The 16,460-nt window shown below is 54.7% G+C and carries 18 protein-coding genes; 11 read left to right on the forward strand and 7 right to left on the reverse strand.

The genetic code is table 11. The annotated features are described in order from the left end of the window. The first annotated feature begins 61 nt into the window (after positions 1 to 61). Genes accB through aat form a run of 3 tightly spaced genes read left to right on the forward strand, consistent with a single transcriptional unit; the run spans position 62 to position 2,569 of the window. Positions 62 to 556, forward strand: coding sequence for an acetyl-CoA carboxylase biotin carboxyl carrier protein (gene accB / locus Q4544_RS01895; protein WP_303503642.1), 495 nt, complete (start codon positions 62 to 64; stop codon positions 554 to 556). 9 nt (positions 557 to 565) lie between these two features. Next, a complete protein-coding gene (gene accC / locus Q4544_RS01900; RefSeq protein ID WP_303503644.1) occupies positions 566 to 1,912 on the forward strand; it encodes an acetyl-CoA carboxylase biotin carboxylase subunit in 1,347 nt (448 codons plus the stop codon). A 21-nt stretch (positions 1,913 to 1,933) separates the two neighbouring features. Further along, the gene (gene aat / locus Q4544_RS01905; protein ID WP_303503646.1) at positions 1,934 to 2,569 is read left to right on the forward strand and encodes a leucyl/phenylalanyl-tRNA--protein transferase; all 636 of its coding nucleotides are present in this window, start codon (positions 1,934 to 1,936) and stop codon (positions 2,567 to 2,569) included. Here aat and Q4544_RS01910 read toward each other — a convergent pair. The 6 genes from Q4544_RS01910 to Q4544_RS01935 all read right to left on the reverse strand — a co-directional run bounded on the left by Q4544_RS01910 (position 2,515) and on the right by Q4544_RS01935 (position 6,965). Beyond that, positions 2,515 to 2,979, reverse strand: coding sequence for a DUF2155 domain-containing protein (locus Q4544_RS01910; RefSeq protein WP_303503648.1), 465 nt, complete (start codon positions 2,977 to 2,979; stop codon positions 2,515 to 2,517). The two genes, aat and Q4544_RS01910, sit on opposite strands and share 55 nt — an antisense overlap. Then, a complete protein-coding gene (gene mlaD / locus Q4544_RS01915) occupies positions 2,976 to 3,425 on the reverse strand; it encodes an outer membrane lipid asymmetry maintenance protein MlaD (protein WP_407063024.1) in 450 nt (149 codons plus the stop codon). Before mlaD ends, Q4544_RS01910 begins: the two co-directional genes overlap by 4 nt. 8 nt (positions 3,426 to 3,433) lie before the next feature. Beyond that, complete coding sequence (locus Q4544_RS01920) at positions 3,434 to 3,817, reverse strand: NADH:ubiquinone oxidoreductase subunit NDUFA12 (protein WP_303503652.1); 384 nt, start codon at positions 3,815 to 3,817, stop codon at positions 3,434 to 3,436. A gap of 105 nt (positions 3,818 to 3,922) precedes the next feature. Further along, positions 3,923 to 4,951, reverse strand: coding sequence for an ABC transporter substrate-binding protein (locus Q4544_RS01925; protein WP_303503654.1), 1,029 nt, complete (start codon positions 4,949 to 4,951; stop codon positions 3,923 to 3,925). Next, positions 4,927 to 6,303, reverse strand: a complete 1,377-nt coding sequence (locus tag Q4544_RS01930) for a sensor histidine kinase (protein WP_303503656.1) — start codon at positions 6,301 to 6,303, stop codon at positions 4,927 to 4,929. The genes Q4544_RS01925 and Q4544_RS01930 overlap by 25 nt, the downstream gene beginning before the upstream one ends. Continuing rightward, positions 6,300 to 6,965, reverse strand: a complete 666-nt coding sequence (locus Q4544_RS01935) for a response regulator transcription factor (RefSeq protein ID WP_303503657.1) — start codon at positions 6,963 to 6,965, stop codon at positions 6,300 to 6,302. The genes Q4544_RS01930 and Q4544_RS01935 overlap by 4 nt, the downstream gene beginning before the upstream one ends. 369 nt (positions 6,966 to 7,334) lie before the next feature. Between Q4544_RS01935 and rraA the strand changes: the two genes are divergently transcribed. The 8 genes from rraA (at position 7,335) to nadC (ending at position 15,715) form a co-directional block, all read left to right on the forward strand. Beyond that, entirely contained in the window at positions 7,335 to 7,862 is a 528-nt protein-coding gene (rraA, locus tag Q4544_RS01940) for a ribonuclease E activity regulator RraA (RefSeq protein ID WP_303503659.1), read from the forward strand. Between the two features lie 25 nt (positions 7,863 to 7,887). After that, the gene (locus Q4544_RS01945; RefSeq protein WP_303503661.1) at positions 7,888 to 8,874 is read left to right on the forward strand and encodes a tripartite tricarboxylate transporter substrate binding protein; all 987 of its coding nucleotides are present in this window, start codon (positions 7,888 to 7,890) and stop codon (positions 8,872 to 8,874) included. 71 nt (positions 8,875 to 8,945) lie between these two features. Next, positions 8,946 to 9,437, forward strand: a complete 492-nt coding sequence (locus Q4544_RS01950) for a tripartite tricarboxylate transporter TctB family protein (protein WP_303503663.1) — start codon at positions 8,946 to 8,948, stop codon at positions 9,435 to 9,437. Between the two features lies 1 nt (position 9,438). After that, positions 9,439 to 10,962: a tripartite tricarboxylate transporter permease gene (locus tag Q4544_RS01955; protein ID WP_303503665.1), complete on the forward strand. Its 1,524-nt coding sequence runs from the start codon at positions 9,439 to 9,441 to the stop codon at positions 10,960 to 10,962. Positions 10,963 to 11,018: 56 nt separating this feature from the next. Further along, positions 11,019 to 12,053 (forward strand): AbrB family transcriptional regulator, encoded by a 1,035-nt coding sequence (locus Q4544_RS01960; protein WP_303503666.1) that lies wholly within the window; start codon positions 11,019 to 11,021, stop codon positions 12,051 to 12,053. A 198-nt stretch (positions 12,054 to 12,251) separates the two neighbouring features. Beyond that, complete coding sequence (nadA, locus tag Q4544_RS01965; RefSeq protein WP_303503667.1) at positions 12,252 to 13,301, forward strand: quinolinate synthase NadA; 1,050 nt, start codon at positions 12,252 to 12,254, stop codon at positions 13,299 to 13,301. 6 nt (positions 13,302 to 13,307) lie between these two features. Then, the gene (locus tag Q4544_RS01970) at positions 13,308 to 14,870 is read left to right on the forward strand and encodes an L-aspartate oxidase (protein ID WP_303503669.1); all 1,563 of its coding nucleotides are present in this window, start codon (positions 13,308 to 13,310) and stop codon (positions 14,868 to 14,870) included. Further along, a complete protein-coding gene (nadC, locus tag Q4544_RS01975; RefSeq protein WP_303503671.1) occupies positions 14,867 to 15,715 on the forward strand; it encodes a carboxylating nicotinate-nucleotide diphosphorylase in 849 nt (282 codons plus the stop codon). Before Q4544_RS01970 ends, nadC begins: the two co-directional genes overlap by 4 nt. 47 nt (positions 15,716 to 15,762) lie before the next feature. On the opposite strand, the gene Q4544_RS01980 is transcribed toward nadC, so the two are convergent. After that, positions 15,763 to 16,158 (reverse strand): DUF4375 domain-containing protein, encoded by a 396-nt coding sequence (locus Q4544_RS01980; protein WP_303503673.1) that lies wholly within the window; start codon positions 16,156 to 16,158, stop codon positions 15,763 to 15,765. Between the last annotated feature and the right edge of the window lie 302 nt (positions 16,159 to 16,460).

Below are 16,460 nucleotides of genomic sequence, written 5' to 3' on the forward strand. Positions count from 1 at the left end.
GCACCCATTAGGGGAAACCAAATCAAGACGCGCGCTAAGACGAGCGCGACAGAGGATAAACATGAGCAAAAAATCCCACGACTCTGATGTCGCCTTTATCCAGGCTCTGGCAGAGCTGCTGCAACAGAACGACCTGACCGAATTGGAAGTCATGCGCGAGTATAGCGACAATGACAGCCTGAACGTTCGTGTCAGCCGCAAAAAAGAAGTTGTCGCTGCCGTTGCAGCACCTGCGCCCGTAGCAGCACCTGCCGCCGCAGCCACTCCAGTCGCTGCTGCACCAGCACCTGCAGCTTCAGCTGTTGATGATCCTTCCAGCCACCCGGGCGCAGTACCGTCACCGATGGTTGGCACGGTCTACATGCAAGCAGAGCCAGGCGCACCTGCATTCATTACAGTCGGCGCACAAGTGTCCGAAGGCGACACCATCATGATCATCGAAGCGATGAAAACCATGAACCACATCCCAGCACCTAAATCGGGTACTGTGAAACGCATTCTGGTTGAAGATGGCGGCACCGTTGAATATGGCGCACCGCTGGCCATCATCGAGTAAGGCACGGGCATGTTTGATAAAATCCTAATTGCCAACCGTGGCGAGATCGCACTGCGTGTGATCCGTGCTTGCCGCGAGATGGGCATCAAATCGGTTGCGGTGCATTCCACCGCAGACGCCGATGCGATGCACGTTCGCATGGCAGACGAGGCCATCTGCATTGGCCCAGCACCCGGCACCGACAGCTACCTAAACGTAGCGTCGATCATTGCCGCTTGCGAAGTCACCGGCGCGCAAGCGATCCACCCGGGCTACGGCTTCCTTTCGGAAAACGCCAAGTTCGTTCAGATCGTCGAAGATCACGACCTGACCTTCATCGGCCCGACCGCGGAACACATCCGCACCATGGGCGATAAGATCACAGCCAAAGACACAATGAAGGCGCTCGGTGTTCCTTGCGTTCCCGGCTCTGACGGCGGTGTTGCGACTTTGGCAGATGCCAAAAAGCTTGGCGAAGAGATGGGCTACCCAGTCATCATCAAAGCCACAGCTGGCGGCGGCGGCAAAGGCATGAAAGTGGCGCAAACCGCTGCTGACATGGAATCAGCCTTTATGACCGCACGGGCCGAAGGCAAATCCAACTTCGGCAACGACGAAGTCTACATCGAAAAATACCTGACAACTCCACGCCACATCGAAATTCAGGTGTTTGGCGACGGTAAGGGTAATGCTGTCCATTTGGGCGAGCGCGACTGCTCCTTGCAACGCCGTCACCAAAAGGTCTTCGAAGAAGCACCGGGCCCATGCATCACGCCAGAAGAGCGTGCCGCGATTGGTAAGGTCTGCGCGGATGCGGTTGCCAAAATCAACTACATCGGCGCTGGCACAATCGAATTCCTCTACGAAAACGGCGAGTTCTATTTCATTGAAATGAACACCCGTCTTCAGGTGGAACACCCGGTTACCGAAGCGATCTTTGGTGTGGACTTGGTACGCGAGCAAATCCGCGTAGCTGAAGGTCTGCCAATGTCGTTCACGCAAGACGATCTGGAAATCAATGGTCACTCCATCGAAGTCCGCATCAACGCTGAACGCCTGCCCAACTTCGCACCTTGCCCCGGCAAGATCACGCATTTCCACGCACCAGGCGGTCTGGGTGTACGTATGGATTCCGCCCTCTATGACGGCTACTCCATCCCACCTTACTACGACAGCTTGATTGGTAAGCTGATCGTACACGGTCGCAACCGTGAAGAAGCGCTTGCGCGTCTTCACCGTGCCTTGGGCGAGCTGATCGTTGACGGCATCGACACCACCATCCCCCTCTTCCATGCTCTGCTTGAAGAAGGCGACATTCATTCCGGCGACTACAACATTCACTGGTTGGAAAAGTGGCTGGACGCCAAATACGGCTAATGCCGAAAGGCGCGCGATAGTATGGCGGACATAACGCCAGCGATGCTAATGCGCGCCTACTCCATGGGGGTATTTCCCATGTCAGAACATCGGGACGATCCGGAAATCTTCTGGGTCGACCCCAAGCGCCGCGGCGTCTTCCCTCTTGATCAATTCCACATTTCACGCAGCTTGGCGAAACGCATTCGCTCGGGCATATTTAGCGTTACGATTAATCAAGCTTTCGATGCCGTCGTCGATGGCTGCGCAGATCGCGAAGACACATGGATCAACTCCGAAATCCGCAAGCTTTACATCGCCTTACACGACAGATCTCAAGCGCACTCAATCGAAGTTTGGCAAGATGACAAACTAGTCGGCGGTGTCTACGGTGTCACACTAGGGGCTGCGTTTTTTGGCGAAAGCATGTTCTCACGCGCGACTGACTCTAGCAAAGTTGCCTTGGCCTTTTTGATCGCTCACCTGAACAGGTCCGGGTATTTACTGTTTGATACACAGTTCATTACACCACATCTGGCATCGCTTGGCGCTATCGAAATCACACGCGCGAGCTACCACAAGCAACTATCCGAAGCGATCACACGCAGCGCAGATTTTACAGCTTATTCGCTACCGTCAGCAGATGATGTTGTACAACGCAGAACCCAAATATCATAACGCGCATGGTCCATCGCACTCAGCGCTGGGGATGATGCAATCATCCACCCTTGAAACAACGGATCACCCGCCGCAGGGCCATCATAGATCGTCAAAAACGCATAGGCTTCGCCGGTTGGGTTATCATCCGGATGGCGGCACTCTGCCAGATCAATCCGCAGCTGACCAAAGGCCACACTGAACCCGTTCTGCAGCTCCACATCGGCAATCTGGCCGTTCAGCTTATCAAGCCCACGTAAAATCGCGCCTGTACCAGCCACCGCGCGGGCTTCTTCCGTGATCTCCTCAAAGATAGGCGCCTGCCGCAGCGTGACGCCATCTTCCAAACCATCAAGCTCTTCGATGATGATCTGCTGCGCGCTGGCCATAGAGCAGCAAAGCGCCAAAGCTGTGCCCGCGAGCCACTTCATTCGCTGCCACTTCCAGACACGAACTTCAACAGCAAGGAAATCAAGCTAACTGCACCTTGCGTGTCTTCAATCTCGTCACCTGGCTCCAGGTTAAAGGGCGATCCGCCCGGCAGAATTTCAACGTAATTCCCACCTAACAAACCTTCGGAAGAAATCACAATCGCCGTGTCATCTGGCAAAGCCACTTCATCCAAAACTGTAATCGCAGCATCCGCGCGGAAGGTTTCAGGGTTCAAGCGAATGTCGGTCACTGACCCAATCTTAACACCGGCCAAGCGTACATCTGTGCCAACCGTAATGCCTTCGATGGATCGGAAAGAAGCCGTCAGTTCATAACCAGTGGAACGCGCGGCAAACCCAGTAGCCTGCCCCATGTAAACAACAAACCCGATTGCAGCCGCAAGAACGACGCCACCGACAACGATTTCAGTTTTTTGCGCCATAATTCAGGTCGTTATTCTGGTTGCCAGGCTTCGTAGTCGGAACGCTCAGCAGGCGTACCCGATCGAATCGAACCAGCCGGCGCATAGGCCATCGCAGTACCGGTAAGGTTTTCCTGATGCGGCTTTTCCCAAGACTTGTGCTTCAACGGTTTGTCCGTTGGCAACTCGTCAAATGTATGGTGCAGCCAACCATGCCAATCAGCATTCACACGGCTTGCTTCAGCTTCACCGTTAAAGATCACCCAGCGTTTGCTGTCGTCTTTGTTGCGGTAGTAGACATTGCCTTGATTGTCTTCGCCCACTTTCTCGCCTTTACGCCACGTGTGAATACGAGTGTTTAAGGTCTGGCCGTTCCACCAAGTGACGGCGCTTAGAATTGTGTTCAAAATGCTCATGGATGCCTCCGCAAATTCCATTCCCATATGCCCCATCGCGCGACAAAGGTCCAGTGTCAGAACACCTGCTTTTGCACTGTTGCAGCGCTCCGCTTAACATTGCCCTTATTCTTGGCGAATAGCTGCGGACCATTCCCGCAAAAATCGCTTTCTTTTCTGCGCATCTAGAAACACCAACAGCCCCGGTCCAAGTCGGATCGGCTTTGTCGCAGCTGCCGCCTCCGACGTATCCAAATGCCATTTATAAAACGGGTACTCCGGCACATCTTCAGCACCCCAAGCGCTCAGCAACAAATGGTCAATAAAACCTTGCGCCAATTCCGTTTCCTCGGCCCCTTTCAACAAGATAGCCGTGCGCAACATCATCGAAGTCACATCTGCCGGGTCAATCACCTCGATCATCCCGTCCAAATCTTTGCGCGCCCGCGCGTAGCTGCCCAACACATTATAGGCGACGGCCATTTCACCACGGCTGACTGCTTCGATCATCGCGTTAGAGCTGCCAAACAACCTTGCATCCAAACTGCCCATCACCTCCATCAACCGCCAATAGGTTTCGGTCGTGCGCGCATCTTGGGTGGCAAACAGATACCCTGTACCACTCAGTGCCAAATCATAGGTTGCCACGCGCCCTTCAAATCGCTCTGGATGACTGCGCAACACGTTGATCAATGCCTGCCGATCCCGCGGAATATCCAAGCCCTCAAACGCTTCCGGCGATACCACGATAGAGGCTTCTTCCTGCGAGAACGCAAACACGTGGTTGCGCCAGTTTCCCCAATCCGGCACCAGCTTCGTCGCGTCAGACGAATGCTCTGCACTAAATCCGTCATTCGCCAGCTTGATCTGCAAATCCATCGCCGATGACAGGGCCAGATCAAACTGTGCCCCTTCATCAACAATTGCCGTCATCAAATCGCCACTACTGACAGACGTATATTCAATGGCAACCTTAGGATTGGCATCCAAAAAAAGACGCATCAAGGGTATCAAAATTTCGACATCAGCCGTCGAAATGATGCGTATTTCCTGCCTCGCATCATCCGACCCAAATCGGTACTCCCCCTCAATTTCAAAGGCTTGTGCAGCAAAGCCAACGCAAATTGTTACTATGGAAAAGATAAGGTGACGCATGCGCCGTCTCCTCTGTCTGTGTTCTGCAATAGCAGTTGCCCACCATGTGCCTCTACCACTTCTTTTGCGATCGTTAGACCAAGCCCAGACCCAACGGTCCCCTCAGAATTAACCCCGCGTGCAAATCGCTCCGTTAGTTTTGTGGTCAGCGCATCCGGAAATCCCCCGGCCTGATCTGTCACCCGCAAAATGCTACGTTCACCGCCCTTTAGAACTTCGAGCAATATCTCGCGATCCGTCTGCGAATACTTAATGGCATTGTCCAAAATGTTGCGCACCGCGTTCTGGATCAGAATAGCGTCGCCATATATCTCACACCCAGCATCCAGCTTCGTCACCAATTGCAACTCTTTCAGCTCTGCCACCGGGGTCAAACGCGCCACAAGTTCCTCTGCCAAATCGGCCAAGTTGATATGCTCGCGTTCCAAATGGTCCGTCCGAAACGTCACCATCGCATGATCCAACAACTGACCTGCCGCGCGCGAGCTTTCATCAATCGCTCGGATCATTTCCCGCAAAGACTGCCGATTCTCATCCCGATCCACACGGCGCAACACCACCTCGGCCTGCGTCCGCACTGTCGCCAACGGGGTCCGCACCCGATGCGCTGCCTCTGCAATAAAATCCTCAGATCGTGACAAGGACGTCTTAAGCCGCGCCATAAAGCGGTTCAGTGACGTCACCAAAGGCACCATTTCACTGGGCACTGGGCCCGCGACGGGCCGCATATCCTTTGGCCCTCGCCGCGATACCGATCCCGCCAACCGGTTAAGCGGCCGAATAGAAGATTGCGCCGTTAACACAGCCATTACCGCCGCTACCAAAAAGAACCCGGCCCCGGAAAACAAGGCCACCCGCGTCATCTGTGCCACTGTTTCCGCCTGCCCATTGCGCGTTTGGGCCACGGCCACCGCCACATCAACCGCTTGTCCATTCAGCGATAACCGGCGCGAAACCTCGACCATCCGAATATCTTCACCACCATATGAGGCCGTCAGAAAACCCGAAGGTTCCGCACGCCCACGCACAATCTCAGGCAAGTTATCATAGCCGGTCAATAACATCGGCCCGGCCATCACCCGATAAAAAACGCGATCATCGCTTACGTTCCCCAACATCGACAAGGCACCATAAGGAATATCAACGACCACCTCGTCCCCCTGCACCGCCGCCGATTCCAAAATCGACGTGGCCGAAGCAAACAAGATGTTATCCTGCGAAGACTCCGCCAAATCCCGCGCGACATTGAGGACAACGAAAAACAACATCGTCGCCAATATCGCCGCACCACTCATCAATTGCAGCGTCAGTCGCCGCCGGATTGACCCAGTGCTGGGGGGCAATTCACTCATGACTTCGACATGCGGTAACCCAGTCCGCGCACCGTTGAAATCTCTACATTTGACCCGGCCAAATGCTTCCGCAACCGCCCAACATAGACCTCAATTGCATTCTCAGAGACGTCCTCGTCATAGGAAAACAACCGGTCCACCAGCTTCGCTTTTGAGAAAATCTGATTAGGCGTTGAAATAAATATTTCCAACAATCGCAGCTCTCTATTGCGCAATGCGACCGTCACCCCATCGACATCTAGCGTCCCAGCAAGCGCATCAAACACCAAATCGCCGAATCGATGTGCATTCGAAGAACTCCCCCCGCGCCGCCTCAACACCGCGCGACACCGCGCCTCAAGCTCGGAAAAATCGAAAGGTTTGGTTATATAATCATCCGCCCCAAGGTCCAAAACACCGACCCGATCTGATACTTCAGAACGCGCTGTCAGCACGATTACCGGCGTCTCATCCTTGCGTGCCCGATGCGATTTTAGAAAGTCGCGACCATCCCCATCAGGCAACATAATATCTAATAAAATCAAGTCGTAATCAGCCGTAGCTGAGAACTCTTCAGCCATCGAAACATCCGGAGCATGATCCACCACATGCCCATCCATACGCAGCCGATCCAAAACCGCGGTTGCCAGTCCTTCGTTATCTTCAACTAATAAGAAGCGCATTCCGTCCTCCCAAACGGCCCATCACGTCGTGACAGGTTTGTGTCAGCTTCGCGTGTTCCCTTTCAGTCATGGGCGGCTTCCGGGTCGCTTGTCAAATGGGGGGATGATTTGAAACGTTTACGGCGACCTACGGCATGTGACCTGACGCATTATGTTGGACATGTAGACAGCGCACGTGCACTTTCGCGCGTCGCGCATAGGGGCCAAACGCTTTCTCAATCGAAGTATTCAAAATTCTACCAGATGAAATCTTGTAAGCTTCCAGTTGCTAGATCAAACATCCATCGCCACAAAAAAAGAGATATTTCTGCAAAATTGGCTGTTCATCGCCGAACAATGCACCGTTTCACCAGAAGGAACTCTTACACCATGACGCCATCATTTCCGACAGCGGATCTTTGGGACGCAAACCCAGGAATGCTGCGTCGTGTCACATCTGATCTGAAGAATTTTGGTCGAACATCTCAGTTCCACGGTCCAATCCGAACCGTTGCTACGATGGAAGACACTCGCCTCGCGCAGACCCTTTTTCGCACAGACGGCCAAGGCGCCGTTATCGTGATAGATGGCGGCGGCTCTAGCAACACGGCATTGCTCGGGGACATTAATGCACAGGTCTTAATAGACAACAATTGGGCAGGTATTGTCATAAACGGTGCCGTTCGAGATGTCTCTGTAATGCGCAAGATGGGTCTTGGCGTTATGGCACTAGCAACCAGCCCAGCGCGCAGCGGAAAAACAGGAATTGGCGCAATCGATGTACCCGTCGCCTTTGGCAACGTGCTCTTTGAGCCGGGTCAATACATCTATTGCGATCCAGACGGTGTTTTGGTCAGCGATCAGGCACTGCCTGCCCCGCCGGTCAGCACACCAAACACGTACCAAGAAAGTTTATAAAGTTTGTCTTAAGGGAGGAAACCACATGACAAAACTTACCTTCACACGCCGTGTGATGATGGCGGCAACAGCCGCAGCAATCAGCCTTGGCGCACCAGCCCTTGCAGGTGGCCACAAGGTTGTTGATAGCATCCATTTCTTAATCCCAGGTGGCGCAGGCGGCGGCTGGGATGGCACAGCACGCGGCACAGGCGAAGCCCTGACCAAATCCGGCCTCGTTGGCTCGGCATCCTACGAAAACATGTCAGGTGGCGGCGGCGGTAAAGCCATCGGGTATCTGATCGAAAACGCAGCAAGCCAGCACGGCACACTGATGGTGAACTCCACCCCAATCGTGATCCGTTCTTTGACCGGCGTATTCCCACAGTCTTTCCGCGACCTAACACTGGTTGCAGGCACCATCGGCGACTACGCAGCTCTGGTTGTAGCCGCAGATAGCCCAATCCAAGACGTCAATGGCCTGATCGAAGCCTTCAACGCTGATCCTGCGAAAACTGCCGTCGGTGGTGGTTCTGTTCCAGGTGGCATGGACCACCTAGTTGCGGCCATGGTCTTCGAAGCAGCAGGTGCTGATCCAGTTCAAATGAAGTACGTTCCGTACGATGGCGGCGGCGCAACAATGGCGGGCCTTCTGTCCGGCGAAGTTCAAACCGTTTCAATCGGCTTCTCCGAAGCAATCGAACTGGCGAAAGCAGGCGAAGTACGCATCATTGGTGTGACAGCTGACGAGCGCGTTGATGCATATGCAGATGCTCCAACTATGGTTGAACAAGGCAATGACACCACGTTTGTCAACTGGCGTGGTTTCTTCGCAGCACCAGGTTTGCCTGCGGACAAGCTGACGATGTACCAAGATGCCATCGCAAAAGTCTATGAAACCGCAGAATGGGAAGATGTGCGCTCTCGCAACGGTTGGGTCAACATTCACAACCCAGGTGACGAGTTCAAATCGTTCTTGGAAAACCAAGAAAAGGTCATCGGCGACCTAATGCGTAAACTGGGCTTCCTCTAAGTCCTGCCTTCCACACTCCAATACGCCCGGCATTGTTCGGGCGTATTTCACAAGAAAGGAAGGGACACCCAATGGCGCTCGATCGCTGGATAGCCTTCATCATACTCCTCATCTGCATCACCTATGCGTACACCGCGTTTTTCACCATGGACGGCCTTTTGCCTCCCATCATGCAACGCAGCCCCATCTGGCCCTCAAGTTTCCCAAAAGTTCTAAGCATCGGCGCTATTTTGATGAGCCTTGCCATCCTCCTTGGCGTTGAGAAAGCGCCCGAAAAGGAAGACACCGGCGATATCACATTTGCCCGCCTCCGCGAATACAAACTGGGTCAGGCCATAATTCTACTATCCTTGATGGTAGCCTACGCCTTGTTGCTACGCCCTATCGGCTTCTTAGCAGCGACGTTCCTGTTTCTGTTCCTTGGTAGCTTTATCTTGGGCGAACGTCGTTTTGTCATCATGGGCACCGTCTCGGCCATCGCAGCTGGCACTGTCTGGTGGTTGGTCGACTCGGTACTGGGCATTTTCCTAAGCCCACTTCCCCTATTCATGATCGGAGGCTGACATGATCGAAGGACTCATTGCAGGCCTTGTAACGGCCTTTACGTTCACCAACATTCTCATGGTTATCGGCGGATGTCTGATCGGGACATTCATCGGCATGCTACCGGGCCTTGGCCCTATGTCGATCATTGCGATCATGATCCCGATTGCCATCACCATCGGCGACCCTGCCACAGCGTTAATCCTATTGTCTGGCGTTTACTACGGCGCGGTCTTTGGTGGCTCGACGTCATCCATCCTCATCAATGCTCCGGGGGTGGCATCTACTGTTGCGACCAGCTTTGATGGTTACCCGCTGGCCCGCAAAGGCCAAGCAGGCAAAGCCCTAACTGTTGCCGCGGTCTCTTCCTTTGCAGGTGGTACCATCGGCGCGATCCTACTTGCCATCTTCGCCCCGGCCCTCGCTTCAGTTGCGTTACTCTTCCACAGCTCTGAATACTTCGCGCTAATGGTTGTTGGCCTTTCCGCCATCGCAGCCTTTGCAGGCACAGGCCAAATCACCAAAGCTCTGCTGATGACGCTTCTGGGTCTGATGATGGCAACCGTCGGCGAAGGGGTCCTGTTTAACATGCCGCGCTTCACGATGGGCGTCATGGATTTGCAAACAGGCTTTGGCTTCATCACACTTGCGATGGCATTGTTTGCCCTGCCCGAAGCGATCTACCTTGTGCTTGATCCCAACCGCTCCAAGACAGCAGATGGTGAAAGTACCGGAGAAATCAAAGACCTCCGCATCACCCGAGAAGAAGGCAGAAAGATCGCGCCCGTTATTGGTCGCCAATCGCTGCAAGGCTTCTTTATCGGTGTTCTGCCCGGTGCGGGTGCGACTATTGCCTCCTTCCTTGGCTATGCGGTCGAACGCAACATCGCCAGCAAAGAGGAACAGGACGAGTTCGGCAAAGGCTCCATCAAAGGCATCGCTGCCCCAGAGTCCGCCAACAACGCGGCTTGCACAGGCTCCTTTGTACCGCTTCTCACTTTGGGTATTCCTGGTTCTGGTACCACGGCTATCTTGTTGGGCGCACTCATCGCGCTTAACGTCAGCCCGGGTCCACGCTTGATGGTGGACGAACCTCAGATTTTCTGGGCCGTCATCATCTCGATGTATCTGGGGAACTTGGTTCTGCTTATCTTGAACCTGCCACTGATCCCTTACATCGCCAAGGTTCTTTCTGTTCCGCGCAATTACCTGATCCCGTTCATCTTGTTCTTTACCTTGATGGGCGCTTATATCGGGCAAAACAACGCGACAGAGCTTTTGATCCTTGTCGGCTTTGGCGTGGTAGCAACCGCCTTCCGCTTTGCGGATTACCCACTGGCCCCCCTATTGATTGGCTTCATCTTAGGCCCATTGCTGGAAAACAACTTCTCCCGCGCAATGCAGCTTTATGATGGCATGGCTTTCATCTGGGAACGCCCAATGACACTTGGACTCCTTGGTCTCGCTGTGGTTCTTGTGGTTCTACCAAGCTACCGCCAGCGCCGCGCACGGTTACGCGCCGAAGGCGTCGCCGACGGCGATTAATCCCTTCGGGTGCGTAGCCCTCCTGCCACGCACTCGCACTAATCAGAAGGCGGGCCATGCAAAGCCACCTCGTACAAATAAAAACTGCCGCCGTCGCCTCCCTAGGCGCGGCGGTTTTTCTGTGGCTGAACTTGCCGCTCCCCTTTCTAATGGGGCCCATGACCTTCTGCCTGATCGCGGCGCTACTAGGGCAAGACCTGAAAGGCGCGGGTCAACTTGGCATGGCCTTCCGCACAATCCTTGGTGTCGCCATTGGGTCGTCGATCACACCGGAAATCTTATCCGAACTGCCAAAGATGGCCTATTCACTCGCCATCCTGCCAATATTCATCCTATGCGTCGCCTTCACCAGCTACCCACTCATGCGCCGCGTCTTTAAATTCGACGCCACCACCAGCTACTATGCCGCCATGCCCGGCGGCCTCCAAGACCTCTTGATCTTCGGCGAAGAAGCCGGCGCCTACCTGCGCGCCCTATCCTTAATCCACGCCACTCGCGTGCTCTTTATCGTCGCTTTAGCACCACTCCTGCTAACAGCTATCTGGCAAATCGACCTTGTCGCCCCTCCCGGCAAACCCGCCGCCGAAACGCCCATTCTGCAAATCGCCCTTCTGATCGCCGCAGGCCTAATCGGCTGGCGCGTCGCAGTGCGCCTAAAGATGTTTGGCGCATCTATCCTTGGGCCAATGATCTTAACGACCATCCTTTCCGTAACAGGCATCATCACCCAACGCCCACCAGCCGAGATGATTTGGGCCAGCCAATTCTTTATCGGCATCGCCGTTGGCAGCCGCTATGTCGGCCTTACCATGATGGAAATGCGCACCTGCGTCTTTGCGGGCGTGGTGAACAGCATCCTACTCGCTATTGTCAGCGGAGCGTTCATCATCGCCATCACCCGCATGGGCCTCACTGCCTCAGGGTTAGACGCCTATCTTGCCTTCTTGCCTGGGGGGCAATCCGAAATGGTAGTGCTTGCCATTATCGCCGGGGCAGATCTGACATATGTTGTGCTACACCACATCCTGCGCATCGCCTTAATCGTCACCATTGCGCCTTGGATTCTGCGCTGGTTGAAACCCACGCCTTAGTCCCTACCAAAAATATAGTTATCGCAATCAAAGCCTTGCGGACCGTTTCTTTCGCGCGCGCACCTGGAAAATCACCCCAAAAACGACATAAAAGTCGGGAAATTCCACCTGAACTTCCCCATTTTTCCCTTAAAACCCTAGCCTACACTGTAACAGCCGTGTAAACGCGGCTTAACGCAGCTAATAGGGAATTGACCGTTGCTCGATCTTACCAACGTGCGCTCCACTCTTTCTGATCACTATGACCTTGCCCCGAACCCCGAATTGGCGGCTTCGATGCAAGACATCTATGCCAAGATGGATCGCGTGATCTCTCCGGCCGACTGGGCAATCTATGCGCCTTACGTCAAAGCCATCAACGAGCTTAAAGCCAAACGCAACGCCGTCATTCTGGGCCACAACTACATGACCCCAGAAATCTTTCACGGCGTGTCGGATTTTGTGGGCGACAGCCTACAACTAGCAATCAAAGCCACAGAAGTCGAAGCAGACGTGATCGTCCAAGCCGGCGTTCACTTCATGGCCGAAACCTCCAAAATCCTGTCACCAGAAAAAATCGTTCTGATGCCAGATATGGAAGCGGGCTGCTCCTTGGCCGAAAGCATCACCGCCGAAGGCGTCGAAGAAATGCGCGCCAAATACCCCGGCGCGCCGGTGGTCAGCTATGTAAACACGACTGCCGAAGTCAAAGCCGCCTCCGACATCTGCTGCACCAGCTCCAACGCTGTGCAAATCGTGGATGCAATGGAAAGCGACACGGTCATCATGACCCCGGATCAGTTCCTTGCGCAAAACGTGGCGAACCAATCCAAGAAAAAAGTCGTCTTCTGGGAAGGCTCCTGCATCGTGCACGAGCTCTACACAGCCGAAGACATGCGCGCATACCGCGAGTACGACCCACAGGTCAAAATCATCGCGCACCCGGAATGCACTCCCGAAGTGGTTGCTGAATCTGACTTCACCGGCTCCACATCCGGCATCATAAAATGGGTACACGACAACAAGCCTGCCAAGGCGATGCTTGTCACGGAATGCTCAATGGCATCCAACATCGCTGACGAGCTGCCAGAAGTCGAATTCGCCAAGCCGTGCAACATGTGTCCTTTCATGAAGAAAATCTCACTCGAGAAAATCCTTTATGTGCTGCACACCATGGAAAATCAGGTCGAAGTCGACGAAGAAATGGCAATCAACGCACGTAAGTCCGTTCAAGCTATGATCGACCTTTCCAAAAAGCTAGGCCTCTAAGCGACCATGCAAGAGATCACGACGGATCGCATCGTTATTGTTGGCGCAGGCTTGGGCGCGCTCTATGCGGCCCTAAAACTTGCGCCGCAACCCGTCGTGATGATCTCTCCTGAAAAGCTTGGCAAAGGCGCGAGTTCCGCTTGGGCCCAAGGCGGTGTTGCCGCCGCAATGGACCTAAAAGACAGCCCCGAAAGCCACGCCCGCGACACTCAAAACGCAGGTGCCGGCACCGTTGACGCCCAAGTCGCCCAAATGGTCACCCGCGAAGCCCGCGAACACATCCTAGATCTCACCACCATGGGCACCCCCTTTGATCGCACCGAAGACGGCAAATACGTCCTTGGCCGCGAAGCGGCCCACAGTTTTGCCCGCGTCGTCCGCGTCAAAGGCGATCAAGCCGGTGCAGAAATCATGGCCGCCCTAATCGAGCGCGTGGCTCAAACCCCAAGCATTCAAGTGCTCGAAGGCACAATGGCCGTATCGCTGGACACCGACGGCGACACCGTCACCGGCATCGCGATTCAGGAAAGCGACGAAAGCCGCTCTGCCCCCATCATGCTGCGCGGCGCAGCCTACTTGCTCGCGGGCGGCGGCTCTGGCGGGCTTTATGCCGTCACCACAAACCCACCTCGCATCCGTGGTCAGGTCATCGGCATGGCCGCCCGCGCCGGTGCCATCATCGCTGACGCCGAATTCGTGCAATTCCACCCAACCGCCATGGACGTGGGCGAAGACCCGGCCCCCCTCGCAACAGAGGCCCTGCGCGGCGAAGGTGCCATCCTGATCAACAAACATGGCGACCGCTTTATGCAAGCGATCCACCCAGACGCCGAACTCGCCCCACGCGACATCGTCGCCCGTGGCATCTTTGCCGAGGTCCAATCCGGCAACCGCCCCATGCTCGACACCCGCGCAGCCTTGGGCGAAAAGATCAAAACCCAATTCCCATCGGTCGCGGAATACTGCGCTCGCAACGGCATCGACCCAGCCGTCGAACCCATCCCAGTCGCACCCGCTGCGCACTACCACATGGGCGGCATCAAAACCGACAAACAAGGGCGCGCCAGCCTGAAAAACCTCTGGGTCTGCGGCGAAGCCTCCAGCACCGGTCTACACGGCGCCAACCGCCTCGCCTCCAACGGCCTGCTCGAAGCGCTCGTCTACGCACGCATCTGTGCCGAGGGCATCACAACAGCCAACAACGCTACAGAAGCCCCTGAAATTCAAATGAATTTCTCAGGCAATGGCAAAGCCCCAGACGCCCAAGCCGTCACTGCCCTACGCCAAACCATGACAAACCACGTCGGCGTCATCCGCACAGCGACGGGCCTGACCCAAGCGCTGCACAACATCGCAGCTCTTGAACAACGCGACCCCTCGCCCAGCTTCCAGAACATGTGCGCCACCGCCACCCTGATCACCCTCTGCGCCCTCCAGCGCGAGGAATCCCGTGGTGCCCACGAACGCGCAGACTTCCCAGACAGCCTGCCCGGCGAGGGCCAGCGCTCGAACATGACCTATGACGAGGCTCTCAGCCTTCGCGACAACATCCTCAAGGAAACGACATGAGCTTTGCAACCGTCCCCGACCTCATCCTTGAACCCATGATCCGCAACGCCCTGCTCGAAGATCTCGGCAGCTATGGCGACGTGACCACCCGCGCTGTGATCCCGGCCGGCGCGACCTATTCCGCCAAACTCAACGCCCGCGAGGACGCCTTCGTCTCTGGTATGCAGGTCGCCGCGCTGACGTTCCGCCTTGTTGATCCGACACTGGAAATCACCACCCACATCGCCGACGGCCAACCCTGCCGCAAGGGCGACGTGCTGATGACCATCAACGGCAAAGCCGCATCGATCCTATCGGGCGAACGCGTGGCGCTAAACTACGCAGGCCGCCTCACCGGCATCGCCACCAAAACCGCCAGCTTCGTGGCAGAGGCCAAAGGCACAAACGCCCGCGTCACCTGCACACGCAAAACCACACCCAACATGCGCCTCGTCGAGAAACTCGCCGTCCTGCACGGCGGCGGCCACAACCACCGCTACTCACTCTCTGACGCGATCATGATCAAAGACAACCACATTGCAGCAGCAGGCGGCGTGCGCCAAGTGCTAGAAGCCACCAAACAACACGCCAGCCACATGATGGCCGTCGAAATCGAAGTCGACCGTTTGGACCAACTGCAAGAAGTCCTAGAAGTCGGCGGCGCCTCGGTCGTCCTTCTGGACAACATGAGCAATGATTTACTGCGCAAAGCTGTAGAAATCGTTAACGGCCAAATAAAAACCGAGGCCAGCGGCAATGTAAAACTCGACCGCATCGCATCCATCGCAGCAACAGGCGTCGATTACATATCATCCGGAGCCCTGACGCACTCGGCTCGGACGGTTGATCTGGGTCTGGATTTTTAAGGGCTGGGTTGTGGTTTAGCGAACTGGAAACGTCTTGGTTAATGGTTCTAATTCCGTTGCGCGTAATACCGCTGAAGTAGTTGATTCAAATCCTCTGGGTAAGCCAAGAACTCATCGTCAAACACCTCAAATATACCCTCGGAATCCTCTTCAAGTTTTTCTAATTTAGTTTGTCTTGCAACATCATCCAAAGGCACAGCGAGCCCAAGTATAGCATTAGACCGCTGTACAATATTTGCCATAATTGGCGCACCAATACGCACCAGAGCGTTTGGAACTTCGTTTGCGATCCTTCCACTTGAATTAAAGTAGAACTGGTCGAATCCACCGTTATTAACCTCGGTTTCCAAGGCTACAATAACAAATATCGTTCGCTCAAATTCAGGCAAACTTGAAATATCTTCGCCAAGATTAAGCGTTTCTGCAAACTCGTAAACATCCATGCAACTGCACCTTTTTATGAATACTTAACCGGACCCTAAGACTTGAGCAAAACGGCTCACCTTTGCAAGCAAGCATGTCTTCGATACCAGACTTGGATAGCTCCCTGTCACAAATAGAATTCTTAGAATTCTTAGAATTCAAAGTGGCCATTAAGACATTTAGCCAAAAGCCTCTATTGGTCCCTCTGATTTGAACACGAACCAATTTCTGTGCCGTGTTCTCAGGGTAACCTGACTTTGACAACCTGAAGATTCACTTCCGTAGCAAATGACATTTCACGGCCAAGCGCCACTCAAATTCG

This window comes from Cognatishimia sp. 1_MG-2023, from assembly GCF_030548175.1.
In the GTDB taxonomy this organism is placed as follows: domain Bacteria; phylum Pseudomonadota; class Alphaproteobacteria; order Rhodobacterales; family Rhodobacteraceae; genus Cognatishimia.

Coding starts and splice junctions, on each gene's coding strand:
- accB (WP_303503642.1), top strand. CDS start 62: ATGAGCAAAAAATCCCACGACTCTGATGTCGCCTTTATCCAGGCTCTG.
- accC (WP_303503644.1), top strand. CDS start 566: ATGTTTGATAAAATCCTAATTGCCAACCGTGGCGAGATCGCACTGCGT.
- aat (WP_303503646.1), top strand. CDS start 1,934: ATGGCGGACATAACGCCAGCGATGCTAATGCGCGCCTACTCCATGGGG.
- Q4544_RS01910 (WP_303503648.1), bottom strand. CDS start 2,979: ATGAAGTGGCTCGCGGGCACAGCTTTGGCGCTTTGCTGCTCTATGGCC.
- Q4544_RS01920 (WP_303503652.1), bottom strand. CDS start 3,817: ATGAGCATTTTGAACACAATTCTAAGCGCCGTCACTTGGTGGAACGGC.
- Q4544_RS01925 (WP_303503654.1), bottom strand. CDS start 4,951: ATGCGTCACCTTATCTTTTCCATAGTAACAATTTGCGTTGGCTTTGCT.
- Q4544_RS01930 (WP_303503656.1), bottom strand. CDS start 6,303: ATGAGTGAATTGCCCCCCAGCACTGGGTCAATCCGGCGGCGACTGACG.
- Q4544_RS01935 (WP_303503657.1), bottom strand. CDS start 6,965: ATGCGCTTCTTATTAGTTGAAGATAACGAAGGACTGGCAACCGCGGTT.
- rraA (WP_303503659.1), top strand. CDS start 7,335: ATGACGCCATCATTTCCGACAGCGGATCTTTGGGACGCAAACCCAGGA.
- Q4544_RS01945 (WP_303503661.1), top strand. CDS start 7,888: ATGACAAAACTTACCTTCACACGCCGTGTGATGATGGCGGCAACAGCC.
- Q4544_RS01950 (WP_303503663.1), top strand. CDS start 8,946: ATGGCGCTCGATCGCTGGATAGCCTTCATCATACTCCTCATCTGCATC.
- Q4544_RS01955 (WP_303503665.1), top strand. CDS start 9,439: ATGATCGAAGGACTCATTGCAGGCCTTGTAACGGCCTTTACGTTCACC.
- Q4544_RS01960 (WP_303503666.1), top strand. CDS start 11,019: ATGCAAAGCCACCTCGTACAAATAAAAACTGCCGCCGTCGCCTCCCTA.
- Q4544_RS01970 (WP_303503669.1), top strand. CDS start 13,308: ATGCAAGAGATCACGACGGATCGCATCGTTATTGTTGGCGCAGGCTTG.
- nadC (WP_303503671.1), top strand. CDS start 14,867: ATGAGCTTTGCAACCGTCCCCGACCTCATCCTTGAACCCATGATCCGC.
- Q4544_RS01980 (WP_303503673.1), bottom strand. CDS start 16,158: ATGGATGTTTACGAGTTTGCAGAAACGCTTAATCTTGGCGAAGATATT.